This is a genomic window from Blastococcus colisei (genome assembly GCF_006717095.1).
In the GTDB taxonomy this organism is placed as follows: Bacteria; Actinomycetota; Actinomycetes; order Mycobacteriales; family Geodermatophilaceae; genus Blastococcus_B; species Blastococcus_B colisei.
In genome coordinates, this window is sequence record NZ_VFQE01000002.1 from 34,405 (window position 1) to 58,985 (window position 24,581).

The window sequence follows — 24,581 nt, forward strand, 5'->3', positions numbered from 1 at the left end:
TCACGCCAGCTCCAGGACGGCCTTCACCAGCGCGTCGCCGTCCAGCAGGACCGGGTCGTTGTGGTCGGCGCCGGGCACCTCCACCAGCCGGTGCAGGTGCGCCGCGGCGTCGGCCACCGCCCGGCTCTGCTCGGGCGGCACGATCAAGTCGGCACTGCCGTAGACGACGGTCGTGGGGACGTCGACCCGCGCGATCTGCTCGGCCACCGGGAACCGATCGCGCAGCAGCGCCCGCACCGGCAGCACCGGGTAGTGGACGGCGGCGACCGATGCGAGGTCGACGAACGGCGACCGCAGGACCAGCCCCGCGGGCGGGTGCTCGGTCGCCAGCTCGGTGACGACGGCGGCGCCGAGGCTCTCGCCGAAGTACAGCAGCCTGCCGGGGTCCACACCGTCGTCCAGCAGGAACTGCCGTGCCGCCCGCACGTCGCGGGCCAGCCCCTGCTCGCTCGGGCTGCCGGGATTGCCCCCGTAGCCGCGGTAGTCGAACAGCAGGACGCCGAGGCCGGCGTCGGCAAGCTCCTCGGCCAGCGGCGCCCGCAACCCCCGGTGCCCACCGTTGCCGTTGGCGACCAGCACCGTCGCGGCGTCCCGGCCGGCCGGCACGTACCACCCGGCCAGGTCCAGCCCGTCCGAGGTGCGCAGGACGACGTCCCGGCCACCGGGCAGGAAGTCACCGGCGTGGCCCACCGGCCCGGCGTCGGGCAGGTAGATCAGCTTCCGCTGGAAGCCCCACAGCAGGGCGGTGATCACCGTGAGCACCAGGAGCAGGACCGCCACCGCCACCAGAGCCGACCGGACCACCCCTCGATGATGACGCGACCTAACCGACGCCACCCGGGCGGAGGAGGCCGCTCTCGTACGCGAAGATCACCGCGTGCACCCGGTCGCGGAGACCGAGCTTGGTGAGCACGTTGCTGACGTGGGTCTTGGCCGTCGCGTCGCTGATGTACAGCTCGGCGGCGATGCCGGCGTTGGACAGCCCGCGCGCCAGCAGCCGCAGCACCTCGACCTCGCGGGCGCTCAGCAGATCGAGGCGGCCCGCCACCCGTGGATCGATGTGCGGCACGTCCCCGAACGCCTCGATGACCCGCCGCGTCACGGCCGGCGCCAGGATCGCGTCCCCGGCCGCGAGCGTGCGGACGGCACCGATCAGTTCCTCGGCGGTGGCGTCCTTGAGCAGGAAGCCGCTCGCGCCCGCTCGGAGCGCCTCGAACACGTACTCGTCGAGGTCGAACGTGGTGAGCACCAGCACGCGGGCCGGCGACTGCTGCGCGACCAGCCGCCGGGTCGCCTCCAGCCCGTCGAGGACGGGCATCCGGATGTCCATCAGGACGACGTCGGGTCGGTGCCGGTCGACGAGCGCCAGTGCCTGTTCGCCGTCCACGGCCTCCCCCACCACGACGACGCCTTTCTCCCCCTCGAGCAGCGAGCGCAGCCCCGCCCGCACCATCGGCTGGTCGTCGGCGATGACCACGGTCGCGGTCACGCCGCAGCTCCCTCGCGGAAGGGCAGCCGCACCCGCACGGCGAAGCCGCCGTCCGGACGTGGGCCGGCATCCACCGTGCCGCCGTAGAGGGCCACCCGCTCCCGCATCCCGACCAGCCCGAGGCCGGCGCCGTCGGCAGTTCCGGGCGGCACCCCGCCGGTGTCCTCCACCGCGATGTCGAGGCCGCCCCCGCCGTGCCGGACGCACACGGTGACCCGACCGCCGGGCGCGTGCTTGCGCACGTTGGTGAGCGCCTCCTGGACGACCCGGTACGCGGCCAGGTCGAGACCGGGCGGAAGGGGTGACGCGGGCCCCTCCACGGCCAGTGACACCTCGACCCCGGCAGCCCGGGTGTCGGCGATCAGCCGGCCGAGCTGGTCGAGCCCCGGTTGCGGCGACAGCGCCGGCCGCTCCCCTTCGGCGCGGAGCACGCCGAACAGCCTGCGCATCTCCGCCATCGCCTGGCGGGCGGTCGACTCGACCGCACGCAGATCGTCGATCTCCCGCTGCTGCCCGGGATCCAGCCGGCGCCGGACGGCCTGCGTCTGGACCGTTATGACGCTGATCGAGTGGGCGACGATGTCGTGCAGCTCGCGCGCGATGCGTGCCCGCTCCTCGGCCACCGCCCGCGCGGCGCGTTCCTCGCGTTCCCGTTCGGCCCGGTCCGCACGGGCGGCATGCTCGGCCGCCTGCTGCGTGCGCTGGCGCACCATCTGGCCCACCGCCCAGCTACCGCCGTAGAGCACGGTGACGGCGACGTAGTCGCTGACCAGCGGCTCCCTGAACGAGTACCCGACGTAGAACGGCACCGTCGCCAGGAGCAGGCCCCAGTAGGCGCGCGGCGGATCGACCTCGAGACCGGCGGTGAAGCTGACGATCACCAGGGCCGCGAAGATCGACAGCTGCCCGCTCGGATCGACGGCCATCATGCCCAGCACGACGAACCCGAGCGTGCCGAGCGGGAAGAGCCGCCGCAGGGCGACCGCCGACATGACGACGACGGTCAGCGTCAGGTGCACCCACAACGGCCGGTCGACGTCCGTGACCACGCCCTCGAGCAGCCCCCCGATCACCAGTGTCGCCGCGATGCCGACGTCCAGCAGTCGGGGGTACCGCCCGAGCAGCGTGGCCATGACTGCGGAACCTAGCGGGATCAGGCGTCGAGCGGGACGGCGCGCGACGGCCGGCCGGGGTTCCGGGCCGGCTCGTCGGGCACCTGCTCGGGGTCCCGTCCGGCACGCGCGAGGCCGACCGACAGGACGACGAAGCCGACGGTCGTCACCGCCCACCCCGGCACGTTGGCCCCGAGGAAGAAGAACCCCGCCGCCAGGCCGGCGATCGGCGCGAGGGCAGCCCACCACCGCAGCAGACCGGCCCGCCAGGCGGCCAGGACGGCGACCGGCAGGCACAGCAGGAAGCCGACGATGCCGGTGAAGCCCATGACGCCGAGCCCCCACATGTCCCCCATCGCCTGCTCCACGGCGACCGCGCCGTCGACGCCGTGCACCTGGCCGATGGCGGAGTCGTAGAAATCGGCGAGCAGGAAACCGGGCAGGCTGCTGATGCCCAGGAACGCGAGCAGCCCGGCGACGTTGGCCAGCCAGCTGCCCCGGCGGCGGACGGCGCCGACGAGCATCAGCGCCGCCAGCCCCCAGACGGCGTACGCGAAGTGGTAGAGCACCGACTTCCACTGCAGCGGCTCGGGGTTGGCCGCGTACAGCTCGTAGAGCGCCCGGCCCTCCAGGTCGACGGCCGGATCGGCGACGGCGCCGCCGATCGCCAGCAGGCCGGCGACGGTGGGCGCGAGGATCAGGACCCAGCGCCGCGCCGCGCGGGCGGACCGGCCGGGCTCCTCGTCGGTGCGGGGACGAGCGGCCATGCCTGTCGTCGTGGTCGCAGTGCTGTGGTTCATCGGGCCTCCTGGGATCGGGACGTCGGACGAACCGTCCCGGAGCCGGGGCCTCGAGCACATCGGCCGAGCCGCCGATTCGCCCCTCGGCCGCGCGGCCGACCGGCGCAGGACCCGTCAGGTGACGACCCGGCGGAAGCTCAGCCCCGCCGTCCCGCGGCGCGGCGCCAGGCCCAGAGCGAGCCCTTCGCCGAAGCCCGTTGCGTACCAGAGCGGCGCGTTCAGCTCGAGGCCCGTCGGCGGCCGGCCCGGCTGCCCGTCCGTCGCAGTGGAGAGGTCCGATCCCGACCATCGGAGACACCCTCGAACTCGCGGCCGTCCGGGCGTAGCGTCCGGCCCATCGGTTCCGTCCTCGACGAGGGAGGTCGCCATGGGCGACAAGTCCCCGCACGACGCCCACCACTCGCAGAAGTCGGCGAAGTCGATCAAGGAGAAGCGCGCCGAGCGCAAGGCCAAGGAGCAGATGACGCCGTCGCAGATGACCCGGCTGACCGAGACGGCCAAGCGGAAGGGCTGAGAGCCGGACGCCGTGCGTCCGGCTCTCAGGGCCGCACGACGGCCACCGGCGGCGTCGGCTCGGTGCTCGGCGGCTGACGCTGACGCCGTTCCACCCGGCCGCGCAGCCACAGGCCGCCCAGCAGCCCGACCAGGACGACGAGGCCGTAGAGCCCGCCGGTCGTCGTCATCACGACCGTGATTCCCGGGCAGGTGGCGCCGACCCCGAAGCCCACCCCGAAGACGGCGCCCCCGTAGACGTGGCGGCGCTCGACCCGGGCGTGAGGAAGGGTCAGCGGGCCGGCGTACCGGGTCCGCCCGAGCCGGCGCAGGACGGCGAGACCGACGAAGGCGACCGCCATCGCGCTGCCCATCATCAGGAAGATGTAAGGGTTCTCGAGCAGCAGACCGTGGTGGATGGTGTCGTAGTCGCCCAGCCCGCTGACGGTGAGCAGGAAGCCGAAGGCCGCGCCGACGGCCAGCACCGACCAGCGGAGGCCGCGCGTCACAATCGGCCGCCGGTCAGCGCGTGCAGAGCCAGCGTCACGAGGACCGCGACCGTGAAGAACGTCGCCGTCATCACGAGGCTGTCCGGAGAACCCGCCGCGCAGCCGGACATGCCGTGCCCCGAGGTGCAGCCCCCGGCCCAGCGTGCCCCATAGCCCAGTGCGACACCCACCAGGAGCAGGACCGGCACGAGCACGGCCGGACCCAGGAGTTCCGACAGCCGGCCGTAGCCGTGCACCACCACCGGTGGCCCCAGCAGGGCAGCGACCGCGGAGCCGCCGACCAGCGCGAGCAGGAAGGTCCGCCGCCAGGGGTCGGGGCGCCAGCCCTCGGCCGGCGCGATCGTGGCGAGCCATGCCCCCGACACCCCGAGCCGTGCGTTGACGAGCCCGTAGAGCGCGACCACGCACAGCCCCACCCCCGGCCCCGTCACCCACCAGGGCCACTGCGCGGCGATCCAGTCCAGCATGGCGTCCCTCCGACGGAGAACGGGCCGACATGGTGGCATGTCCGGACGACGCGCGACCGGTGAACGGACACGCCGAACGGGGCCCGATTCCGCGTAGCGTCCGGCGCACGGAGCCGTTCAGGCTCCCGATGAGGGAGTTCACACCATGGGTGACAAGTCCCCGAGACAGTCGATGACGAAGAAGGCCAGCGGCAAGTCGATCAAGGAGAAGCGGATCGACAAGAAGGCCAAGCACGACACCACGTCGCAGATGGACAACCTGACCCACGGCAAGAAGCACTGAGCCGGCGGGCCGGCCGGCTCACGACCGGACGGCCCGCCGTCAGTCCTGGGGGGCCACGCCGGGCGACGGTCAGCGCCGCAGCACCGCGTCGATCAGGTGCGGCCCGGGCTCGGCGAGCGAACGGCGCAGCTGGTCGGCCAGCTCCTCGGCGGTCGTCGCCCGGGTCGCCGGCACGCCCATCCCCGTCGCGAGGGCGACGAAGTCGAGGTCCGGGTCGCCGAGGTCGAGCAGTTGCCCGGCCCGCTTCCCGTCGCTGGCCGCCCCGACCCGCTCCAGCTCGTGCTGGAGGATCGCGTAAGAGCCGTTGTCGCAGACGATCGTGGTGATGTCGAGCTGCTCGCGGGCGTAGCTCCACAGCGCCGAAATCGTGTACATCGCGCTGCCGTCGGCCTGGATGCCGATGACCGGCCGGTCCGGGCAGGCGAGCGCCGCGCCGAGCGCCATCGGCAGCCCGTCGCCGATCGCGCCACCGGTCAGGGCGAGCCAGTCGTGCCGGGGCGCGCCCGAGGTGAGCTCCATGAGTCCCACCCCCGAGGTGAGCGCCTCGTCGACGACGATCGCCCGCTCCGGGAGGAGCGCCCCGATGACCGCGGCCATGCTGCGCGGGGTCAGCACCCCGCTGGGCAACTCGGGCCGCTCGGTCTCCAGCAGCACGGGTTCGGCGTCCGGCGCCGCCCGCTCGGCGAGCGCCCGTAGCGCGGCGACGGAATCCTCCCCCGGCGCGCTGAGCACGTGCACCGCGCAGTCCTCGGGCACCGGGTGCCCGGGCACGTCGGGGTAGCCGAAGAAGTGCACGGGCGCCTCCGCGCCGGCCAGCACCAGGTGCTTCGTCCCGGCGAGGGCGGCGATGGCCATCTCGGGCGGGTACGGCAGCCGGGTGAGGTCGGGCATCCCGGCGCCGCGGGCGGCCCGGGGCGGGAAGGTCTCCGACATCAGCCGGGCGCCCGTACCGGCGGCCACCCGGGCCGCGGCGAGCTGACCGTCGGCGGTCATCGCGTCTCCGCCGAGGAAGAGCACGACCGGTTCACCGGAGGTCAGGACGTCAGCGACGTCCTGCACGACCGAGGGAGCGACCCGCGGTGCCGGGCGAGCAGGCGCCGGCTCGGCGACCTCGGCGCCGTCCTCCCAGGACACGTCCGCGGGCAGGATCAGGGTGGCGATCGCGCCGGGGGACGACGTCGCGGCCGCCACCGCCGCCGCCGCGTCGGCCGCGACGTCCGCCGGCGCCAGGGACCGCCGCACCCAGCCGGAGACCGTCCCGGCGACGGCGTCGATGTCGGACTCCAGCGGCGCGTCCAGCCGCTTGTGCGAGCGCGCGTGGTCGCCGACGACGTTGACCAGCGGCGTCCGCCCGCGCCGCGCGTTGTGCAGGTTCGCCAGTCCGTTGGCCATCCCCGGGCCGAGGTGCAGCAGGGTGGCCGCCGGGCGGCCGGCCATCCGGGCGTAGCCGTCGGCCGCGCCGGTCGCCACCCCCTCGAAGAGGGTGAGCACGGCGCGCATGTCGGGCACGTCGTCGAGCGCGGCGACGAAGTGCATCTCCGAGGTGCCGGGGTTGGCGAAACAGACGTCGACGCCCGCGTCGACCAGGGTCCGGATGAGGGCCTGCGCGCCGTTCACCTGCCCGAGCTCGCCGTCTGCACCTCGAAGTGGGTGAAGGTGACCCCACCGGTGGCGAAGTTGGCGAGGTCCTTCCCGGCTGCCCGGCCCTCCGGCGACGACAGGGACTCCCCCATCGCCTGCTCCGAGTCGAAGTCGAGTTCCGCCACCAGGTAGGGCGCCGGCTGGGCGGGGTCGAGGGAGGTGGCGTGCCCGAACGTCAGCCGGACCAGCCCGGGTTGCCTCAGTGCCAGCGGGGTGTGGGTCTCCCGGTAGTAGGCGTCGAACGCGGCGGGGTCCGCCGGCTGTCCGTAGCTGACGACGAGCCGATGCACCATGTGTCCTGCCTCCGGGGTCGGGCGACGCTGCCTGGGCACCCAGCCAATCAGGAGGGTGCGCGACCGCGCGAATCCAGCGGTGGCTCCGGCAGACTCCGCTGCCGTGCCCGGCGACGCGGCCGTGCCCGACGACGCTGCCGTGCCCGACGACGCGACCGTGACCGCACTGATCGCCGCCGTCCGGACGGCGCTGCGCGATTCCGCCGATCCGGAGCGGGCGGCCGGGATGCAGGCCTACCTGAAGACGACGGAGCCGTGCCTCGGCGTCCGCCTGCCGGAGGTCCGCCGGCTGACCCACGCGGCCGCCGCCGACCGTCCGCCCGCGTCGGTCGCCGACGTGCTCGATGCCGGCGGCCGCCTCTGGCTCGAGGCCGCCTATCGGGTGGGCGTTGCGCGACTACGCGAAGGCCGCCGTGGACTGGGTCGCCGCGTTCGTCCACGACCATCCGCTGAGCCCGCTCTCCCGTCGGGAGGCGACGAGGCACCTCCGGTGACGTGCGTCAGAACGTGAGCACCAGCCGGCCGCGGACGCCGCCGCGCTCGAGCTGCCGGTGAGCCTCGGCGGCCTCCTCCATCGGCAGGGTCCGCGCCACCCGCAGGGTCAGGACGCCGTCCTCGACCTGCTGCCGCAGCCGGTCCAGCGCGGCCCGGTCCTCGGCGACCCTGCGCACCAGCGTGGGGAAGAGCCGCAGCCCCCGTTGCCCGTCGCCGCGGTAGCCACGCACCGTCGCCACGGCGCCGCCGTCCTTGACCGCCGGGAGGACCAGCGCATCCTGCACCGCGCCGTCGACCAGGCCGTCCACGCCGTCCGGGAAGTGCTCGCGGATCCGGTCGGCGACGTCGTCGCCCCGGCGGACGACGACGTCGGCACCGAGGTCGCGTACCAGGTGCTCGTCGGCCTCCGAGGCGTCGGCGATCACGGTCAGCCCGTCGGCCTTGGCCAGCTGCACGACGTAGCCGCCGAAGGCCCCGGCCGCGCCGGTCACCGCCAGGACCTGTCCCGGGGCCAGAGCCATGAGGTCGAGGGCGAACCGCGCGGTGAGGCCGTTCATCGGCAGCGTGCTGGCCTCGACGGCGGTGACGCCCTCGGGTGACCGCACCACAGAGTCGCCCGGCAGCACCTTGTCCTCGCGGTAACCCCCGTGCGGACCGAACGGGACGACGATGCCCATCGCCGCGTCGCCGACCGCCAGGTGCTCGACGCCCTCCCCTACCTCGGTGACGACACCGGCGACGTCCATGCCGGGCACCCACGGCGGGGTCGTGACCGGGTCACGATCGGCGTAGGCACCCGAGCGGGCGTGCGTGTCGGTCGGGTTCACCGCCGCCGCCTGCACGCGGAGCCGCACCTGGCCCGCACCCAGCGGCTCCGCCGGGACGTCGACGACGTGCAGGGCCTCGGGCCCCCCGAACTCGGTCACTCCGGCCGCGCGCATGCTCCGTGACTACACGGCGGCACCCGGACGACGTGCGGCGGGTGGAGTGCCGAGCGGCGGACACCGTCCGGGCGTGTCGGGAATGGCAGCGCTCACCCGGTCGCTGGATCCGCCGAGCACCGCCCCTCCTTCCTCCCCGCCCGAGAGGCCGCGCATGCCCACGCTGCTGTCGTCCCGCCCCGTTGCCGTCGAGCCGGCCCCGTCCCGCCGTCGCCGGTTCCCCCGCCGGCTCGCCGCCGCGGGGATCGGACTGGCCGTCCTCGTGCCGGTCGGCGCGCACGTCGCCGACTGGCTGCCCGACGACCCGTTCGGGCAGGACGTCGTCGACCGGAGCACGACCCCGCTGCTGCTGGCTCTCGAGGACCTGCACGAGTACCACGCCGCCACCGGCACCTTCCAGGTCGTGGTCGACCGGGAGCTCGACACCCGCTACGTGCCGTCGGCCATCAGCGGGGAGCGCGTCGAGTTCCTCGCCACCGGGACGGCCGACGCCTACGTCGACTTCACCGGCCTGGAGGCCGGACGGGTCACCCTCTCCGCCGACGGCACGTCCGCGACCATCGCGCTGCCGGCTCCGCGCCTGGACGACGTGCGGATCGACCCGGCGGAGAGCCGCGTCCTCGACCGCGACCGGGGCATGTTCGAGCGGATCGGCGACGCCCTCGGTGACGACCCGGTCGACGACAGCGAGATCTACGCGGTGGCCGAGGAGCGGTTGACCGCGGCCGCCGCGGGCAGCGACCTCCGGGAGCGCGCCGAGAGCAACACCCGCGCGATGCTCACCGGCCTGGCCCGCTCCCTCGGCGTCGACGACGTGGAGGTCCGCTTCGACGAGCCCGCCGACCGCACCGGCTGAACGGGCATGCGTCGGCCCCGGTCCTTCGCGGAGGGACCGGGGCCGAGGTACGTGCGGCGTCAGCCCTTGAGCTTGTACTCCTTGAGCAGGCCGCGGCTGATGATGGTCTTCTGGATCTCGCTGGTGCCCTCGCCGATGAGCAGGAAAGGCGCCTCGCGCATGAGCCGCTCGATCTCGTACTCCTTGGAGTAGCCGTAGCCGCCGTGGATCCGGAAGGACTGGGTGGTCACCTCGGCGCAGTACTCGCTGGCGATCAGCTTCGCCATGCCGGCCTCGACGTCGTTGCGCTCGCCGCGGTCCTTGAGGCGGGCGGCGTTGACCATCATCAGGTGGGCGGCCTCGACCTTGGTCGCCATCTCGGCCAGCTGGAAGGCGATCGCCTGGTGCGCGGCGATGGGCTTGCCGAAGGTCTCCCGCTGCTGGGCGTAGGCGACGGCGAGCTCGAAGGCGCGGATGGAGATGCCGCAGGCGCGGGCGGCGACGTTGACCCGGCCGACCTCGACGCCGTCCATCATCTGGGCGAAGCCCTTGCCGGACGCCCCGCCCAGGATGTCGGTGGCCTCGGCCCGGTAGCCGTCGAACACCAGCTCGGTGGTGTCGACGCCCTTGTAGCCCATCTTGTCGATCTTCCCGGGGATGGTGAGTCCGGGCTTCACCTCGCCGAAGCCGGCCGGCTTCTCGACCAGGAAGGTCGTCAGGTTCTGGTGGGCCTTCTCGGCGCCCTCGTCGGTGCGCACCAGCGCGGCCACCAGCGTCGAGCTGCCGCCGTTGGTCAGCCACATCTTCTGGCCGTCGATGACGAAGCCGCCGTCGGCCTGCTTCGTCGCCTTGGTGCGGATGCCGGCGACGTCGGACCCCAGCCCCGGCTCGGACATCGAGAAGGCACCACGCACCTCGCCGGTGGCCATGCGCGGGAGGAAGTGCTCCTTCTGCTCCTGCGTGCCGTGCTGCTTGATCATGTACGCGACGATGAAGTGGGTGTTGATGACGCCCGAGACGCTCATCCAGCCGCGGGCGATCTCCTCGACCACGAGCGCGTAGGTGAGCAGCGACTCGCCGAGGCCGCCGTACTCCTCGGGGATCATCAGGCCGAAGATGCCGAGCTCCTTGAGCCCGTCGACGATCTTCTGCGGGTAGATGTCGCCGTGCTCGAGCTCCTGCGCGTTCGGGATGATCTCGCGGTCGACGAAGCTCCTGACCGTCGACAGGATCTCGCGCTGGATGTCGGTCAGATCAGCGGTCTGGGCCAAGCGGGTCAACGGTCCACTCCTTCGGGACTCCGGTGTCCGAGTTACCGGTGAGTATGGGCCACGCCCGGCCACCCTCCGGCGTGTGCCTGCTCACGCTCCGTCCAGCGCCGTGGTGGAGTACGGCCACCGGCGCCGCCGGACAGGAGGGACGCATGAGCAGCAACGACGACAACCTCTACCGGGGCGATCCGCCGCCCCCGCCGCCGGGCATCCCGTCGACCGGGTACGGCCAGCCGGCTCCCGGCTACGTGTCGCCCGGATACGGACCACCGGGGTACCCGCCGGCCGGATACGGGCCACCGCCCGGCTACGGTCCTCCGCCCGGCTATCCGCCGGCCTATCCCCTGCCCACGAACACGACGGCGGTCCTCGCGCTGGTCATGGCCTTCGTCTTCGCTCCCGCCGGGCTGATCCTCGGCATCGTCGCGCGCAAGCAGATCCGTCGGACCGGTGAGGACGGCGACGGTCTCGCCCTGGCCGGGATCATCGTCGGCGGCATCGTGACGACGATCTTCGTCCTGATCATCGTGCTCTGGATCATCGCGTTCGCCGCCTTCGCCAACAGCGGGTCCTTCGGCCCCTGAGCCGGCGACACCGCCAGGCCGGGGCGATGAGTTCTGCGCGCTCCGGCGGTCGAACTGGCACCCGACCCGACGAGGAGTGCCCGTTGAGCCAGCTGCTGAGAGTCCAGAACTTCACCGTCTCGAGTGACGGTTTCGGTGCAGGCGAGCACCAGAGCCTGGACAGACCATTCGGCCACGCCGACCCCGGGGCGCTGATGGCCTGGGCCGGCGCGACGGCCAGCTGGCCCAACCGCACCGACCCCGGGGGAAGCCGGGGTCTCGACGACTACCTCACGCGCGATTTCGCCCACAACATCGGCGCGGAGATCATGGGCCGCAACAAGTTCGGCCCCCAGCGCGGCCCGTGGCAGGACCTCGAGTGGCAGGGCTGGTGGGGCCACGAGCCCCCGTTCCACACGCCCGTGTTCGTGCTGACCCACCACGAGCGTCCGTCGTTCGCGCTCTCCGACACCACGTTCCACTTCGTGGACGTCGACCCCGCGACGGCCCTCGCCCAGGCGCGCGCGGCGGCCGAGGGCAGGGACGTGCGACTCGGTGGCGGCGCCACGACCATCCGGGAGTTCCTCGACGCCGACCTCGTCGACACGCTCCACGTGGCGGTCTCGCCGGTGGTGCTCGGTTCCGGCGTGCGGCTGTGGGAGTCGCCCGACGAGCTGCTCGACCGCTTCCACTGCGACGTCGTGCCGAGTCCGAGCGGCGTGACGCACCACCTGTTCTGGCGCAGGTGACCGCCGGGACGTGCCGCCGCCCCCGCCAGGCATAGGAACCTTTACCTGCGTTCTGGGGCCCTTGGGTTCAAGGAGTCGATGCAACACTCCGCGGTGAAGTGGGGTGGTGTCGATGGGGCGTCCGCGGATGCCGAAGGAGATCGAGCGCAGGTTCTGGCGGCTGATCGCTGCGGGATCGGCGACGGAGCAGGCGGCGGAAGCGGTCGGCGTGTCGGCCGACACTGGGCAGCGGTGGTTCCGCGACGGTGGCGGCATGGCGCCGATGGCATTGACCGAGCCCAGCGACCGATTCCTGACCGTGGCCGAGCGGGAGACGATCGACCTGTGCTGGGCCGAGGGCTGGCCGCAGGCCGACATCGCCCGCGAGATCGGCCGGCATCCCTCGACGGTCTCCCGCGAGCTGCGCCGCAATCGACTCGAGGGCTATCCGCGGCGTCCGCCGCTGCCCGTCGGCCAGCGGCACCGCCCCGGGCCGGCGCCGGGGACTCAGGGCCCGGGACGGCGCCCACGGCTGCGCTATCGGGCCGCGCCGGCGCAAGCCAAGGCCGAGGCGCGGGGCCGCCGCCCGAAGCCGAGCAAGATCGCCGAGTTCCCCGAGCTGCAGGCCTACGTGCAGCGGCAGTTGAAGGAGGGCTGGAGCCCCGAGCAGATCACCGGCCGTCTGGTCGTGGATTTCCTCGACGATGAACGGATGCGCATCTCACATGAGGCGATCTACCAGGCCCTGTTCGTCCAGGGCCGCGGTGGGCTGAACCGGGAGCTGACCAAGCACCTGCGCACCGGGCGGGCGCTGCGTAAGCCCCGCCGTCGTGTCGATGGCCGCCGGGAACGGATCAAGGACAAAGTCATGATCTCCGAGCGGCCCGCCGAGGCCGACGACCGCGCCGTACCCGGCCACTTCGAAGGCGACCTGATGGTCGGCAAGGACAGCGGCTCGGCGGTCGGCACCCTGGTCGAGCGCACCACCCGGTTCACCATGCTCCTGCACCTGCCGGCCGATCACGGTGCCGAAGCCGTCCGCGACGCCATCACCACCAAAATCGCCACGCTGCCGGTACATCTGCGCCGCTCGCTGACCTGGGACCAGGGCATCGAGTTGGCCAGGCACACCGAGATCACCATCGCGGCCGACCTGCCGATCTACTTCTGCGATCCGCACAGCCCCTGGCAGCGCGGCACCAACGAGAACACCAACGGCCTGCTCCGCCAGTACCTGCCCAAGGGCACCGACCTCTCGGTGCACACCATCGCCGACCTCGAGGCCATCGAGACCCGACTCAACGGCCGACCCCGCAAGACCCTCGGCTTCAAGACCCCCGCCGAAGCCTTCGCCCAGCTACTCTCCGAAGATCAACAAGCTGGTGTTGCGACGACCAGTTGAATCCGCCGCCTCCAGACGCAGGTAAAGGTTCCTATGCCTGATGAGGAGTCAGGCTTCGGGCGGGGTGAAGGACGACGTGCGCCCCATGCCTGCGGCGCGGCCCTTGCCGGCGATGACCAGGGCCATCTTGCGGCTGGCCTCGTCGATCATCTCGTCGCCGAGCATCGCCGAGCCCTTCTTGCCCCCGGCCTCCGACGTCGCCCAGTCGTAGGCGTCGAGGATGAGCTCGGCGTGGTCGTAGTCCTCCTGCGACGGCGCGTAGATCTCGTTGGCCGCGTCGATCTGGCCCGGGTGCAGCACCCACTTGCCGTCGAAGCCGAGCATCGCCGAGCGCTTGGCCACCTCCTCGAACGCCGGCACGTCGCGCACCTGCAGGAACGGGCCGTCGATGGCCTGCACACCGCGGGCGCGGGCGGCCATGAGGATCTGCATGAGGATGTAGTGGAACGGATCGCCCGGGTAGTCCGGGTGCAGCGCACCGACCACCAGCGACTTCATGTTGATCGACGCCATGAAGTCGGCCGGGCCGAAGATGATCGTCTCGATCCGGTCGCTGGCGAACGCGATGTCGTTGACGTTGATCAGACCCTGCGCGGTCTCGATCTGCGCCTCGATGCCGATCCGGCCGACCTCGAGGCCGTTGGCCTTCTCGATCTGGGTCAGCAGCATGTCCAGCGCCTTGACCTGGGCGGCGTCCTGGACCTTCGGCAGCATGATGCAGTCGAGGTTGGCGCCCGCCCCGCCGACGACCTCGAGCACGTCCTGGAACGTCCACTCCGTCGTCCAGTCGTTGACCCGGACGGTACGGATCTTCTGGCCCCAGCCGCCCTCGTTCAGCGCCGCGACGATGTTCTTGCGGGCGCCGGGCTTGGCCAGCGGCGCGCACGCGTCCTCGAGGTCGAGGAAGACCTGGTCCGCCGGGAGGCCCTTGGCCTTCTCCAGGAACCGGGGGTTGCTGCCGGGAACGGCCAGGTTGGAACGACGGGATCGGAGCTCGGCCACGGTGCCTCTCTTCGTGCAGACGACGGCGTCTTCAGCTACCGGAGGGTAGCGACGGCGCCTCCCGGTCGCGCCGCGGAGTGATCAACCCCTCAGGTGGCCGGCTCGACCAGCGTCGTGGGCCGACTGGCCCGCACCACGAGGGCCACGCCGACGACGACGGCGACCATGCCCGGCAGAGCGAGCAGCGGCGGCGCCTGGTCCAGCAGCACCAGCGCGACGATCAGCGACCCGGGCACCTCCAGCAGGATCGCGAGGCTGACCACCGTCGGGCCGACCGACGAGAGCACCAGGTTGAACAGCGTGTGGCCGAGCAGCTGCGCGACGAACGTGATCGCAGCGATCAGCCACCAGTCGCGGGCGCTGAACCCCCAGAGCGGCACGTCGACCAGCAGCGCAGCCACCGCCAGGACCAGCGCGCACACCGAGTAGCAGACGACGGTGTAGGCCGACGTCGCCAGCCGCTCGCGCGCCCGCGCCCCGGCCAGCACGTAGCCGCCGGCGGCGATGGCGCCCAGCAGGGCCAGGCCGTCACCGGCGACGGCGCGCCAGCTGACCGTGACGTCGACACCGGCGATCAGGCCTGCACCGAGGACGGCCAGGACCAGGCCCCACCAGACCGCCGGGGGGAGGCGGACCCCGACGATGCGGGCGGCCAGCGCCGTCCAGATCGGGGTGGTCGTCACCAGGGCGATCGAGGCCGCGACCGTCGTCATGTTGAGGCTGGGCAACCAGGCGGCGAAGTGGGCCGCGAGGAACAGCCCGGCCACTGCCGAGCTGCGCAGATCGCGCAGCCGGAGGCCGTGCAGCGTCGACCGTTCCCGCGCGAGAAGCACCGGGAGCATGGCGGCGGCGCCGACGGCGTTGCGCCAGAACGCGATGGCGAGGACGGGGGCGACCACCAGCGCGGTGAGCGGTCCCGACAACGAGACACCGACGACCGCGACGCCCATCAGGGTGACGTCGCGGCCGGTGGGGCGGTGCAGCGCCCACGCCTGAGCGGGCGCCGACGTGCTCAGGACGGCACCCGGATCCGGCCGCGCGCGATCGGCACCACGGCTCCGCGCACGGTCGCGGCCACGGCCGTGTCGCCGGCGGCGGTCACGGTGCACTCGAGCAGCGACGGCCGGCCGAGCTTCTCGCCCTGGCGGACGACGTAGGAGGACGTGCCGTCGCCCGCCAGCAGGCCGCTCTCGACGAGCCAGACGCCGGTCCCGAGCGCGGCCGACCCGGTGGCCGGGTCCTCGCCCCAGCGCAGGTCGCCGGCGAACACGCGGGCGTAGGCGGTCGAGGTCGCCGCGTCCCACGAGAGCACCGACACCCCCTCCCCCACGCCGAGCGCGTCGAGTGCCCGCTGGTCGGGAACGGCCCGGTCCACCGCGTCGGGCCGCACCGAGAGGTAGGCGAACGGCAGGCCGCACCCGGCGACGTCCGCGGGGACACCGGTGACGTCGGCCTCGCCCAGACCCACGGCCGCCGCGAGCTCGGCGGGCGCGGGACCGTCCTCGAGCGTCGGCTGGCCTCCGGAGAGCTGCGCGCCGTCGTCGTCGACCACCAGGTCGAGCACCCCGACCCCGCACTCCTGGCGCACGGTGCCCGCGGTCAACCGGCCGGTGCGGACCAGCGTGTGGGCGGCACCGACGCTCGGGTGCCCGGCGAACGGCAGCTCGGCGAAGGGGGTGAAGATCCGCACCCGGTAGTCCGCGCCCGACCCGGTCGGAGCGCAGACGAACGAGGTCTCCGAGAGGTGGAACTCGAACGCGAGCGCCTGGCACTGCGCCGTGGAGAGGTCGTCGGCGTCGAGCACGACGGCCAGCGGATTGCCGGCGAAGGCACGGGGGGCGAAGACGTCGACGATCTCGTAGTCCAGCTCATCCCGGGACGGCACGGCGACGACGCTAGTGGTCCTGTTGCCGATCGTGGCGACCGGACCGACATTCACCCTGCGTCGACGGATTCCAGGTCGTAGTCGGCCATACGCCGGTCGATGCGACGATCGTCAGCTGCTCGGCATGAGCCCTCGACGATGCGTGTTCGACAACAACGTCAGGGCTGGTCATCGAGCGGTTCGACGGCAGCCAGGTGGCGTCGCAGATCAGGGAAGCCACTGTGGCAAGAATGCTACGATTTCGCACATGACCACGATCGCGTCACGCGACCTGCGGAACCACACCGCTGACGTCCTGCGTCAGGTGGCCGGCGGAACGCAAATCACGGTCACCGTGAACGGCTTGCCGGTAGCCGAGATCAGCCCCATCCGTTCCGCGCGCAAGCAGTTCCTGTCCAAGGCCGATCTCATCGAGATCATGACTGGGAGGCAGGCTGATGCCGGGCTGGGTGACGACCTTGCGACGCTCGCCGGGGAGACCACCGACGACCTCGATCCGCTATGACCTCTCGACCCGCACTTCTGGACACCAGCGTTCTGATCGCTGGAGAGAGCGGACGTCCCCTCGATACCGGGTCCCTGCCCGAGCAGACCGCGGTGAGTGTCGTGACTCTCGCCGAACTGCACGCAGGCGTACTGGCCGCCACCGAGACGAGTACTCGTGCGCGCCGCCTGGCGACGCTGGATGCGGTCTCCGTCGTGGAGGCGCTGCCGGTCACCGCCGCGGCGGCCCGTCAGTGGGCGAGCCTGAGGGTGCGACTGGCAGAAGAAGGCCGCACGGCGAAGATCAACGATCTCTGGATAGCGGCAGTGGCCGCGGCCAACGGGATGGATGTCGTCAGCCAGGACAGCGACTTCGACGCCATCGAGAGCGTAGGTGGACCCACGGTCATCAGAGTGTGAAGGCAGCAGGTCTGCGTCCGCACACGATCGGCTCGCGGGACCTCTACGGCGAACGACGGACGAGGTCGGGAAGTCCGCGCCATCACGCCGTTCGTGGCGCCCGGGACTCGAATCCGCGGTTCAGCGATCACCTCGACGGCACCGCCGGGTCGGTGTTCTGCCACCCTGCTCAGGCCGACGGGTCGTTGACGACGGCCACGAACAGCGGCGAGCGGGTCTGGGTGTCGGTCAGGAGGAAGAGGAAGGGGCTGTCGAAGGACACCGCCTGCCGCGGGCACCGCCCCTGAGGCACCCATGACGATGCCCGTGGCGGCCGCCGCCTCGGTGCCATCCTCGTCCCCCTCCAGGAACGTCTTCTGCACGACATCCCAGATCTCCAGGTGCCCGCCGAGGGCCGGGAAGCTCCCGGCCATCGGTAACCCCAGGCGCGCCAGCGGCTCGAGCAACGCCTGCTTCTGTTCGATCCTCATGCGGGGCAGTCGCACCCCCACCTCCTCCCGCTCGGCGGCACGTAGGCCGGCGAGCGTGGCGGCATCCACTCCGCACGGGTTCATGCCCTCGGGGGGCAGGACGGCATGGCGCTCAGGGTGCCGTCGCGGTAGGGCAGATCGACCGACTGCCACCCGTCGACGCTCCGGCCGGCGCCTGTCGCACCGCTCATCATGTCGACGTCCACCTTGCCCGACGGGGCGGTGAACGGAGCCGGCTGGATGTCGGTGAACGGGGCCGCCCACCGGGCCTTCAGGTGCAGGGCGTTGGTCAGCACGGCCCTGGTTGCCGGGGGCACAGCCTCGTCGAAGAGCTCCTCGATGAGCCCTCGGGTGTCCTCGGCGACCGTCGTGTTGATCCGGTCGGTCGCCCCGCCGGGGTCGGCGGCGAAGTCCAGCGCACGCACGTCGGCGTCCAAGGCCGTGGCGATGTCATCCAGGTAGCGCGGGTCCGGCTCCAGGCCGGTGGCGGTCCAGAGCCGGTTGCTCATCTGCAGGGAATCCGGGGCCCCTTCGTCGTCGAGGTCGCCGTCGTACCGGAGGCCGTCGAGCGAACGGGTGTGGTCGCGCAGCGCTGCGACGACGTCGGCCGACCACTCCGGCAGGTGCAGCACGGTCCGGAGAGCCTCCGCGGTCTCCCCGCCGCTGGCCGGATACAGCAGGCTCAGGGCCTCTGCCGCCGAGGTCGGGGAGAGTCGCTGACCACCAGAAGCACCTGCGCCTCCTCTGCGAAGAGCTGGGGCGGCCAGACCAGCTTCAGCTCTTCGCAGAGGAGGCGCAGGTGCCGGTGGACGGTAGCCAGGCCCGCCGTGCGCTGCGGCGCGGTGTTTAGGTGCCGCATGCTGGACGGCCAGTGCCGCGACCTGGACGCCGAGTGTCGCGACCCGGACTGAGTCGCGTCCTGGACGACTGTCGCTTCCGGGATCTGCGCGTGGCTGTCGCGACACTCTCGCCGGATCTCACACGCTCTGCAGGCACCGAAGCGGCGGAAGTAGCTCGCCGTGGGTGCCCGCACAACTGGGTCCGAGCGATCGTCCACTGTCGGCGGCACCACCGGGACTGCCGGGCGATGTGCCCGGCGGATTGCGGCTGAGGTGTCCGCGGGGCCACACGACTCAATCGAGTTCCTCGTCGCTGCGCTTGGAGAGTTCGTCCGCGCCGCTGTTCCAGGCCCCGACGTGCGCATCGGCCTGAGCCTGGAACCGCTGGTAGTCCTCGACGTACGCCTGGTCCCCGGTTCGGGCGTACGCGACGATGGCTTCCACTGAGCTCAGTTTGGCTTCCACTGCGGCGAGCAGCTCGTCATGCACGGCGCGGACCTGGGCGTCGTGGACGGCGACGTCAGCCATGTCCTGGGCGAGCTCGGAAAGCTGGGCGATGGGTCCCGCGGTGAGCCGGTCGGCGACCTCCCCGGCATCCAGGGAACTGTCCTGCGTGAGCCGCACGGTCTCCTCGGCGGCGTCGAGGTACCGCGATCCGGCGTCGGGCCGGATCGTGTCGAGGTAGGTGAGCGCCTCTATGGCGCCCTCGATCTCGGCGATGTCGGCTTCCAGCCGCGACGGATCGGTGAAGGGCGTCAGCACTGCCCCTCCGACGAGAGCCCATAGGCTCATCGCCGCCGCGAGAAGGGCACTCGCTGCGGGGATAGCTGCGTTGGGAGCGCCACGGAACAGTGGCCGTGCGAGGGCCGCGCCCGCGACCGCCAGGGCGACGATGAGTCCCAAGCCCAACGTGGGCCGCACGACCGCCCCCCAGAGCGCCGACGTCCAGCCGCCCGACGCTGCCCCGACCACCACCAGTCCTGCGGCGGCGACCAGCGAACCCAGCGGGACTGCGAGCAGTACCAGCCCCGGCCCCCGCCGGCCCCCCAGGACGGTGAGCGCCAGTGCCGCGCCGCCGGCTCCCGCCGCGGCCACTGCGAGGTATCGGAAGACGCCCTCCGGCGTGGCCGATTCGGCTGCCAGGGCGCGGTCTCCCATCACGGTCAATGCCGCGACCAGACCAGCTAGCAGCCCGGCCAGAAGGGTCGGGCCCAGGAGCGGTCGGTGGGGACGGGCCCAGGAATCCGCCACGCCCTCCTCCACCAGCCAGGAGGGAGCCGTCGTGCAGCGGCGAGCGGCCAGCACCGCCCAGAGGACGGCCGCTGCGAGCAGCAGCGCGATGACTCCGGGCACCAGACCGCCACCTGCGCTGAACAACACGCCGCTTGCGAGGAGCCAGCCGCCGAGTTCGAATGCCTGCCTGAGCGACTCCGACATCCATAGCACCAGCGCGAAGATGATGCTGCTCATGGTGACTGCCCCGACCCAGCCCGCGCGGCTCCGGCGGAACCGCGGGCTCGCGTCGGCCCAGAGTTCGCCGAGGCCCGCCACGACGTAGGTGCCCCCTAGAGCCAACGCGGTGACGGCGGCGAACTCGCCGGGATGCGGCGGCTGCCAGCCGAGCGCCACGTTCGCCAGCGACGCCATCTGTCCCACGGTGAGGCCGACGACGATGCCGAGAGCCACCGGGAGCACCTCCGGTCGTCCACCGGTCACCCTCGCGACCAGCGCCTGGCGCCACAACCCCAGGCCGACCGTGGCGCCGAGCAGCGGTCCGACCAGCAGGAACGGGAGCACGTTGGCCACGTCGGTGCCGCCGAGGGGAGCAAGCACCGTGGTGAGGTGGCTCACCAGCAGCGGTGCGCTAAGAGAGGCGAGAAAGGCGGCGACCAGACCGTCGAGGAATGTGACGGCCGCTGCAAGTTCCGGGCGCTCCACGACCCGGGCCCGTGCGAGCGGGTCCGGGTGGTTGGAGAGGATCTGCCGCCAACCGCGGCGTGCCGGGGGTCGCACCGACCGGCGCAGCAGGTCCACCAGAGGTCGCGCGCCCGACGGCTGGCGAGCGACGGCGCGGAGGTCGGCGTCGAACTCGCGGGAGCGGAGCGTTGCCCGTGAGACCAGGAGGGCCACCACCGTCAGGAGGGCCGCGCGCCACAGGTAGTCAGGGAGGACCGAGGCGTCGCCGTAGACCGGGGCAAGGGCGACCGGGACTAGGAGCAGGGTCGCCACGGCGTACCAGAGCGAGGAGGCGGTCCAGGCAAGTGGAACGTCCCTCGCCGAGATGTGCGCCAGTTCGTGCCGGATCAACGGCTCGTAGGTCTGCGACTTCCCGAGCTTGATCACGACTGCCTTGGGCAGCACCACCGTGTAGCGCCCCGGGGTCCCGAAGCTGAAAGCGTCACCGACAGTCGTGCTGCCGACAGCCAGCCGAGGGGGGCGGACGCCGGCCTCCGTGGCCATCTCCGCGAACCGCTCGCGGGCTCGATCGAGCTTCGGGTTGGGCTCGACGAGCTGGCGCCGCCGACGAATCAGGACCGGCGCGGCGTACAGGAGCACCAACGCGCCGAGTGCGCCCGCGGCCAGGCCGGCGAGCGAGTAGACGGCACGGCGGTTCTCGACCGGGCCGGTGCAGGCGGCGAACTCCGCGGTCCGCGCCAAGCCCCCGAGGCCCCCAGCAGGGTCGGAGGGGTCGGGCAGCGTCTGTTGCCGGCAGGCGGTCACCGCCTCCGACCAGGATTGCCCGACCGGACCGGCGTTGTGCAGCCACGTGCCGAGGAAGAGGCCGGCGGTCAGGAGGCTGGTGACCACGAGCACGAAACGCGCCGTGGTCGGCGCCGGGTAGGCCAGGACGTCGACGCGGGGCTCCCGGACGGTCGCCGTGCTCATGGCGAACTCCCTCGGCGTCGCGAGTCAGGCGCTGACCCGCACCCCACCGGCAACCGAATCGGCCAGCAGCCGGGCCCTGTTCTCCTCCAGTCCGACGTCACAGGCCCGGGCGTAGGCGATCGCGCGGACGTGCTCCACCTGCTCCTGGGTCAGCCGCGGCGCCTCGCCGGGCGAGGACGCGTCGGCGTCCTTCAGCCGCAGCACGCGGCGGAGGATCCGTACCAGTGTCGGCTTGACGCCCTCCCCCGCGGCCTGGACCACGACGGTGGTGAGGAACTCGACGACCGGACCGGCGACCGCCAGCACGATCGGAGTGATCAGCGCCGCCTCAATACCGAACCCGACGGCCTCATCCCGGCGCTTCGGGTTCAGGACGGCCTGCGGATCGCGGAAGTACTCGTCCGCTGTCTCCTCGAACACCGCCATCTCGTCCGGGTCGAGTTCCTCAACCACCGCGGCTGCCAGGTCCTGAACGAGCGCCCGGTGCTCGGCTGGCGACAGCGGCGATGGCGATCCGTAGGTCACGATGGCTCCCCTGAAGGCACCCGGGCGACCTCGGCGCCCGGCTCGGCGATGCGGGAAACGCTAGTGATCCGGATCGGCCCCGATCACCGTCCTTGGTCCCGGGACAGCACTCGCGCCGTCTCACTCGGCGCGGCGGCGCTCGTGTCGGGCGCGTCCTCACGCGTTGTCTCCGTAGGCAGCCGAGCGTGAGCCTCAGCGGGCGGTGATCCCAGTCGGACGCACCCCCATTGAGAACTGGCAACCCGCTACGGCAACATCGCGGCGGTTCGATCTTCGCGGCGCCGGCGTTCCGCAGGGGATCCCTGTTTGGTGACGGCGGACTGAGGCCTCCGGCCTGTCCCTGAGGGCGGCTGCAGGGACAAGGGCAGGTCAAGCGCCGCCTGGCCGCTGCATGATCTCGTACACGTTCCCGTCAGGGCCGTAGTAGTGATTCCAGATTGCGCCACCGGAGGTCTGCGGCTCACCGATGAAACGGATGCCCGCGGCGACCATGGCGGCGCGCGTAGCGGCGAAGTCGTCCACCTGCAACCCCACGACAGGTCCTTGCAAGAAGAAGTCGTGGTCGTGGTCATCAGGGCCGTACACGTGCACCTCATCACCGGTGGGCGTGACGAACCACGCGGCTTGTGGCTCGTCCCTGATCATCGCCATGCCGAGCACATCTCGGTACAGCGCGCACACGTCGGCGAACCGCTCGGTCCGCACACCGACGAAGGTCAAGCCTCGAATCGACACGCCAGCATCCTCGTCGACAAACACGAGGTCGGGTTGGGCATGCGGAACGCAGCCGGTCAGTGTGTTGTCGAAGAACTGTCCCTGAGTGGGCCGCTTGGGGCGATGATTGCCGGACGCGGTACCAGACCCGGCCGCCCACGCAACCGGGACGCCGTGGAGCCTCCCGCGAGCACCAGCGCGGTCGACCGACTCCGCGATCCGGCGGCGGTAGCCTTCCTCACCGTGACGACGGCGAGCAGGGCGTACGTCTCCCGGCTCGCCGGGTTGACCGTGTTCGACCCCAACGGCGACCGCGTCGGCAAGGTGCGCGACGTGGTCATCGCGCTGCGGGTCGGCACCGCCACGCCGCGGGTGCTCGGCATCGTCGTCGAGGTGGTCGCCCGGCGCCGGATCTTCGTGCCCATGGGCCGGGTCACGGCGGTCGACCCGGGTGCGGTGATGCTCGCGTCCGGCACGCTGAACCTCAAGCGCTTCGAGCAGCGGGCCGGCGAGACGCTCGTCCTCGGCGAGCTGCTCGACCGGACCGTCCGGATCGCCGAGTCCGGGAAGCCCGCGCACGTCGTCGACGCCGGCATCGAGCAGACGCGTACCGGTGACTGGGTGCTCTCCCGTCTCGCCGTCCAGGAGCCGGGGCGGCTGGGACGACGGGGCCAGCTGCACCAGCTCGCCTGGGACGAGGTCGAGGGGCTGGCTCTTCCCCAGGCCGGGCAGGGCGCGGAGACGTTGATCGCGACCTACCGCGACCTCAACGCGGCCGACGTCGCGCACGCCCTCCAGGACCTGCCGATCAAGCGGCGGCACGAGGTGGCCGAGGCGCTGGACGACGAGCGGCTGGCCGACGTGCTGGGTGAGCTGCCCGAGGCCGACCAGGTGACCATCCTCGGCACCCTCGACGAGCGGCGCGCCGCCGCCGTGCTCGAGGTGATGGACCCCGACGACGCCGCCGACCTGCTCTCCGAGCTCTCCAACGTCGACCGCAACCGGCTGCTCGAGCTGATGGAGCCCGACGAGGCCGAGCCCGTCCGCCAGCTGCTCAAGTACTCCGAGGACACCGCCGGCGGCATCATGACCAGCGAGCCGGTGATCCTGGCCCCGGACGCCACGATCGCCGAGGCGCTGGCCCGGGTGCGCGAGGAGGAGATCACCCCGGCCCTGGCCAGCCAGGTCTACGTCTGCCGCCCGCCGTCGGCCACACCCACCGGCCGGTACCTGGGGCTCGCGCACATCCAGCGACTGCTGCGCGAACCCCCGTCGTCCCTGGTCAGCGGCGTGCTCGACGACCTCGAACCGTTGCGTCCCGAGGCGCCGCTGGCGGAGGTGACCCGCTACTTCGCCACCTACAACCTCGTGGCCGCTCCCGTGGTGGACGCCCAGGGCCGCCTCGTGGGTGCGGTGAGCGTCGACGACGTCCTCGACCACCTGCTGCCCGACGACTGGCGCGAGCGGGCGCGTCGTGGCTGACGCCCCACGCCTCGACGTCCCGCGGGGACAGGCCCGCCGGTTCGGCAGCTTCCTGCGGCTGAACCCCGACGCCGTCGGCGCGTTCGCCGAGACGATCGCCCGGTTCCTCGGCACCGGCCGGTTCCTGGCGGTGCAGACGATCCTCGTCGCGGTCTGGATCCTGCTGAACGTCTTCGCCGTCCGCCTGCGTTGGGACCCCTACCCGTTCATCCTGCTGAACCTGGCCTTCTCCACCCAGGCCGCCTACGCCGCGCCGCTCATCCTGCTGGCCCAGAACCGGCAGGCCGACCGCGACCGCGTCCAGGCCGAGGAGGACCGGGCGCGATCCGCCGCGGTGCGCGCCGACACCGAGTACCTGGCCCGCGAGCTCGCCTCGCTGCGGGTCGCCGTCGGCGACCTGGCCACCCGGGACTTCATCCGCAGCGAGCTCAACCGGCTCACCGACGAGACCGCGGACGACGGCGACAAGCGCGAGAAGAAGGCCAAGAAGCGGCGCGACCCCGTCACCTGAGGCCCTCCCCGCGCGATCGGTGTGCGCGGATCGTCGGTTCCGG

29 protein-coding genes and 1 pseudogene are annotated in these 24,581 nt (G+C 72.2%); 11 read left to right on the forward strand and 19 right to left on the reverse strand.

The annotated features are described in order from the left end of the window. The 4 genes from FHU33_RS19555 to FHU33_RS19575 are packed head-to-tail and all read right to left on the reverse strand — an operon-like array spanning window position 1 to window position 3,401. A complete protein-coding gene (locus FHU33_RS19555; protein ID WP_142027302.1) occupies window positions 1-804 on the reverse strand; it encodes an alpha/beta hydrolase in 804 nt (267 codons plus the stop codon). Window positions 805-823: 19 nt separating this feature from the next. Beyond that, entirely contained in the window at window positions 824-1,489 is a 666-nt protein-coding gene (locus FHU33_RS19560; RefSeq protein WP_142027303.1) for a response regulator, read from the reverse strand. Further along, window positions 1,486-2,622 (reverse strand): sensor histidine kinase, encoded by a 1,137-nt coding sequence (locus tag FHU33_RS25150; RefSeq protein WP_170182610.1) that lies wholly within the window; start codon window positions 2,620-2,622, stop codon window positions 1,486-1,488. The genes FHU33_RS19560 and FHU33_RS25150 overlap by 4 nt, the downstream gene beginning before the upstream one ends. A gap of 20 nt (window positions 2,623-2,642) precedes the next feature. Then, window positions 2,643-3,401, reverse strand: coding sequence for a hypothetical protein (locus tag FHU33_RS19575; protein WP_142027305.1), 759 nt, complete (start codon window positions 3,399-3,401; stop codon window positions 2,643-2,645). A 367-nt stretch (window positions 3,402-3,768) separates the two neighbouring features. Between FHU33_RS19575 and FHU33_RS25155 the strand changes: the two genes are divergently transcribed. After that, a complete protein-coding gene (locus FHU33_RS25155) occupies window positions 3,769-3,915 on the forward strand; it encodes a hypothetical protein (protein WP_170182611.1) in 147 nt (48 codons plus the stop codon). Between the two features lie 25 nt (window positions 3,916-3,940). Here FHU33_RS25155 and FHU33_RS19580 read toward each other — a convergent pair whose 3' ends face one another. Both FHU33_RS19580 and FHU33_RS19585 read right to left on the reverse strand, forming a co-directional pair. Continuing rightward, window positions 3,941-4,402, reverse strand: coding sequence for a DUF6691 family protein (locus FHU33_RS19580; RefSeq protein WP_142027306.1), 462 nt, complete (start codon window positions 4,400-4,402; stop codon window positions 3,941-3,943). After that, the gene (locus FHU33_RS19585; protein WP_170182612.1) at window positions 4,399-4,869 is read right to left on the reverse strand and encodes a YeeE/YedE family protein; all 471 of its coding nucleotides are present in this window, start codon (window positions 4,867-4,869) and stop codon (window positions 4,399-4,401) included. Before FHU33_RS19585 ends, FHU33_RS19580 begins: the two co-directional genes overlap by 4 nt. A 145-nt stretch (window positions 4,870-5,014) precedes the next feature. Between FHU33_RS19585 and FHU33_RS25160 the strand changes: the two genes are divergently transcribed. After that, window positions 5,015-5,152, forward strand: coding sequence for a hypothetical protein (locus tag FHU33_RS25160; protein ID WP_170182613.1), 138 nt, complete (start codon window positions 5,015-5,017; stop codon window positions 5,150-5,152). 69 nt (window positions 5,153-5,221) lie between these two features. On the opposite strand, the gene FHU33_RS19590 is transcribed toward FHU33_RS25160, so the two are convergent. Further along, complete coding sequence (locus FHU33_RS19590) at window positions 5,222-6,769, reverse strand: acetolactate synthase large subunit (RefSeq protein ID WP_142027308.1); 1,548 nt, start codon at window positions 6,767-6,769, stop codon at window positions 5,222-5,224. After that, window positions 6,766-7,086, reverse strand: coding sequence for an EthD family reductase (locus FHU33_RS19595; RefSeq protein ID WP_142027309.1), 321 nt, complete (start codon window positions 7,084-7,086; stop codon window positions 6,766-6,768). Before FHU33_RS19595 ends, FHU33_RS19590 begins: the two co-directional genes overlap by 4 nt. 103 nt (window positions 7,087-7,189) lie before the next feature. Here FHU33_RS19595 and FHU33_RS26520 point away from each other — a divergent pair, with 103 nt between their 5' ends. Then, window positions 7,190-7,597: a DNA alkylation repair protein gene (locus tag FHU33_RS26520; protein WP_211355282.1), complete on the forward strand. Its 408-nt coding sequence runs from the start codon at window positions 7,190-7,192 to the stop codon at window positions 7,595-7,597. Here FHU33_RS26520 and FHU33_RS19605 read toward each other — a convergent pair. Then, window positions 7,587-8,522: a quinone oxidoreductase family protein gene (locus FHU33_RS19605; protein ID WP_142027311.1), complete on the reverse strand. Its 936-nt coding sequence runs from the start codon at window positions 8,520-8,522 to the stop codon at window positions 7,587-7,589. The two genes, FHU33_RS26520 and FHU33_RS19605, sit on opposite strands and share 11 nt — an antisense overlap. Window positions 8,523-8,676: 154 nt before the next feature. Here FHU33_RS19605 and FHU33_RS19610 point away from each other — a divergent pair, with 154 nt between their 5' ends. After that, complete coding sequence (locus FHU33_RS19610) at window positions 8,677-9,378, forward strand: DUF4230 domain-containing protein (protein WP_142028057.1); 702 nt, start codon at window positions 8,677-8,679, stop codon at window positions 9,376-9,378. Between the two features lie 59 nt (window positions 9,379-9,437). Here the strand turns inward: FHU33_RS19610 and FHU33_RS19615 are convergent, their stop codons facing one another. Next, the gene (locus tag FHU33_RS19615; protein WP_142027312.1) at window positions 9,438-10,637 is read right to left on the reverse strand and encodes an acyl-CoA dehydrogenase family protein; all 1,200 of its coding nucleotides are present in this window, start codon (window positions 10,635-10,637) and stop codon (window positions 9,438-9,440) included. Between the two features lie 143 nt (window positions 10,638-10,780). Between FHU33_RS19615 and FHU33_RS19620 the strand changes: the two genes are divergently transcribed. The 3 genes from FHU33_RS19620 to FHU33_RS19630 all read left to right on the forward strand — a co-directional run bounded on the left by FHU33_RS19620 (window position 10,781) and on the right by FHU33_RS19630 (window position 13,321). Further along, window positions 10,781-11,212, forward strand: a complete 432-nt coding sequence (locus tag FHU33_RS19620; protein ID WP_142027313.1) for a DUF4190 domain-containing protein — start codon at window positions 10,781-10,783, stop codon at window positions 11,210-11,212. 83 nt (window positions 11,213-11,295) lie between these two features. Beyond that, a complete protein-coding gene (locus FHU33_RS19625) occupies window positions 11,296-11,940 on the forward strand; it encodes a dihydrofolate reductase family protein (protein WP_142027314.1) in 645 nt (214 codons plus the stop codon). A 112-nt stretch (window positions 11,941-12,052) separates the two neighbouring features. Further along, window positions 12,053-13,321 carry an IS30 family transposase gene (locus FHU33_RS19630; RefSeq protein WP_211355014.1) on the forward strand — a complete coding sequence of 423 codons (1,269 nt, stop codon included), beginning with the start codon at window positions 12,053-12,055 and terminating at the stop codon, window positions 13,319-13,321. 48 nt (window positions 13,322-13,369) lie between these two features. Here the strand turns inward: FHU33_RS19630 and FHU33_RS19635 are convergent, their stop codons facing one another. The 3 genes from FHU33_RS19635 to FHU33_RS19645 all read right to left on the reverse strand — a co-directional run bounded on the left by FHU33_RS19635 (window position 13,370) and on the right by FHU33_RS19645 (window position 16,208). Beyond that, entirely contained in the window at window positions 13,370-14,323 is a 954-nt protein-coding gene (locus FHU33_RS19635) for an HpcH/HpaI aldolase/citrate lyase family protein (RefSeq protein ID WP_142027315.1), read from the reverse strand. A gap of 89 nt (window positions 14,324-14,412) precedes the next feature. After that, a complete protein-coding gene (locus tag FHU33_RS19640; RefSeq protein ID WP_142027316.1) occupies window positions 14,413-15,273 on the reverse strand; it encodes a DMT family transporter in 861 nt (286 codons plus the stop codon). 62 nt (window positions 15,274-15,335) lie between these two features. Next, window positions 15,336-16,208: a PhzF family phenazine biosynthesis protein gene (locus tag FHU33_RS19645; protein ID WP_211355283.1), complete on the reverse strand. Its 873-nt coding sequence runs from the start codon at window positions 16,206-16,208 to the stop codon at window positions 15,336-15,338. 247 nt (window positions 16,209-16,455) lie between these two features. Between FHU33_RS19645 and FHU33_RS19650 the strand changes: the two genes are divergently transcribed. Both FHU33_RS19650 and FHU33_RS19655 read left to right on the forward strand, forming a co-directional pair. Beyond that, window positions 16,456-16,713 (forward strand): type II toxin-antitoxin system Phd/YefM family antitoxin, encoded by a 258-nt coding sequence (locus FHU33_RS19650; RefSeq protein WP_142027317.1) that lies wholly within the window; start codon window positions 16,456-16,458, stop codon window positions 16,711-16,713. Continuing rightward, window positions 16,710-17,111 (forward strand): PIN domain-containing protein, encoded by a 402-nt coding sequence (locus tag FHU33_RS19655; protein WP_142027318.1) that lies wholly within the window; start codon window positions 16,710-16,712, stop codon window positions 17,109-17,111. The genes FHU33_RS19650 and FHU33_RS19655 overlap by 4 nt, the downstream gene beginning before the upstream one ends. Window positions 17,112-17,280: 169 nt before the next feature. Here the strand turns inward: FHU33_RS19655 and FHU33_RS26305 are convergent, their stop codons facing one another. From FHU33_RS26305 to FHU33_RS19680, 6 genes and pseudogenes are all read right to left on the reverse strand, one after another. Next, on the reverse strand, window positions 17,281-17,373 hold the full coding sequence (locus FHU33_RS26305; protein ID WP_281281685.1) for a serpin family protein: 93 nt from the start codon (window positions 17,371-17,373) through the stop codon (window positions 17,281-17,283). A 37-nt stretch (window positions 17,374-17,410) separates the two neighbouring features. Continuing rightward, a pseudogene (locus tag FHU33_RS26525) lies at window positions 17,411-17,665 on the reverse strand (serpin family protein); the annotation flags it as partial. Further along, window positions 17,662-18,546 carry a serpin family protein gene (locus FHU33_RS19665; protein WP_142027320.1) on the reverse strand — a complete coding sequence of 295 codons (885 nt, stop codon included), beginning with the start codon at window positions 18,544-18,546 and terminating at the stop codon, window positions 17,662-17,664. The gene FHU33_RS19665 and the pseudogene FHU33_RS26525, both read right to left, overlap by 4 nt. Window positions 18,547-18,714: 168 nt before the next feature. After that, on the reverse strand, window positions 18,715-21,306 hold the full coding sequence (locus tag FHU33_RS19670; protein WP_142027321.1) for a M48 family metalloprotease: 2,592 nt from the start codon (window positions 21,304-21,306) through the stop codon (window positions 18,715-18,717). Window positions 21,307-21,330: 24 nt separating this feature from the next. Continuing rightward, window positions 21,331-21,831, reverse strand: a complete 501-nt coding sequence (locus FHU33_RS19675; protein WP_142027322.1) for a hypothetical protein — start codon at window positions 21,829-21,831, stop codon at window positions 21,331-21,333. 369 nt (window positions 21,832-22,200) lie between these two features. Next, a complete protein-coding gene (locus FHU33_RS19680; RefSeq protein ID WP_142027323.1) occupies window positions 22,201-22,590 on the reverse strand; it encodes a VOC family protein in 390 nt (129 codons plus the stop codon). A gap of 129 nt (window positions 22,591-22,719) precedes the next feature. Here FHU33_RS19680 and FHU33_RS19685 point away from each other — a divergent pair, with 129 nt between their 5' ends. Next, entirely contained in the window at window positions 22,720-24,027 is a 1,308-nt protein-coding gene (locus FHU33_RS19685) for a magnesium transporter MgtE N-terminal domain-containing protein (RefSeq protein ID WP_246064009.1), read from the forward strand. Next, window positions 24,020-24,538: a DUF1003 domain-containing protein gene (locus FHU33_RS19690; RefSeq protein WP_142027325.1), complete on the forward strand. Its 519-nt coding sequence runs from the start codon at window positions 24,020-24,022 to the stop codon at window positions 24,536-24,538. Before FHU33_RS19685 ends, FHU33_RS19690 begins: the two co-directional genes overlap by 8 nt. Window positions 24,539-24,581 lie beyond the last annotated feature (43 nt).

Excerpts from the sequence above, each read along its gene's own strand:
- FHU33_RS19655 (WP_142027318.1), top strand. The coding sequence starts at position 16,710 with ATGACCTCTCGACCCGCACTTCTGGACACCAGCGTTCTGATCGCTGGA.
- FHU33_RS19630 (WP_211355014.1), top strand. The coding sequence starts at position 12,053 with ATGGGGCGTCCGCGGATGCCGAAGGAGATCGAGCGCAGGTTCTGGCGG.
- FHU33_RS19620 (WP_142027313.1), top strand. The coding sequence starts at position 10,781 with ATGAGCAGCAACGACGACAACCTCTACCGGGGCGATCCGCCGCCCCCG.
- FHU33_RS19650 (WP_142027317.1), top strand. The coding sequence starts at position 16,456 with ATGACCACGATCGCGTCACGCGACCTGCGGAACCACACCGCTGACGTC.
- FHU33_RS19605 (WP_142027311.1), bottom strand. The coding sequence starts at position 8,522 with ATGCGCGCGGCCGGAGTGACCGAGTTCGGGGGGCCCGAGGCCCTGCAC.
- FHU33_RS19610 (WP_142028057.1), top strand. The coding sequence starts at position 8,677 with ATGCCCACGCTGCTGTCGTCCCGCCCCGTTGCCGTCGAGCCGGCCCCG.
- FHU33_RS19595 (WP_142027309.1), bottom strand. The coding sequence starts at position 7,086 with ATGGTGCATCGGCTCGTCGTCAGCTACGGACAGCCGGCGGACCCCGCC.
- FHU33_RS19585 (WP_170182612.1), bottom strand. The coding sequence starts at position 4,869 with ATGCTGGACTGGATCGCCGCGCAGTGGCCCTGGTGGGTGACGGGGCCG.
- FHU33_RS19575 (WP_142027305.1), bottom strand. The coding sequence starts at position 3,401 with ATGAACCACAGCACTGCGACCACGACGACAGGCATGGCCGCTCGTCCC.
- FHU33_RS19670 (WP_142027321.1), bottom strand. The coding sequence starts at position 21,306 with ATGAGCACGGCGACCGTCCGGGAGCCCCGCGTCGACGTCCTGGCCTAC.
- FHU33_RS25155 (WP_170182611.1), top strand. The coding sequence starts at position 3,769 with ATGGGCGACAAGTCCCCGCACGACGCCCACCACTCGCAGAAGTCGGCG.
- FHU33_RS25160 (WP_170182613.1), top strand. The coding sequence starts at position 5,015 with ATGGGTGACAAGTCCCCGAGACAGTCGATGACGAAGAAGGCCAGCGGC.
- FHU33_RS19640 (WP_142027316.1), bottom strand. The coding sequence starts at position 15,273 with ATGGGCGTCGCGGTCGTCGGTGTCTCGTTGTCGGGACCGCTCACCGCG.
- FHU33_RS25150 (WP_170182610.1), bottom strand. The coding sequence starts at position 2,622 with ATGGCCACGCTGCTCGGGCGGTACCCCCGACTGCTGGACGTCGGCATC.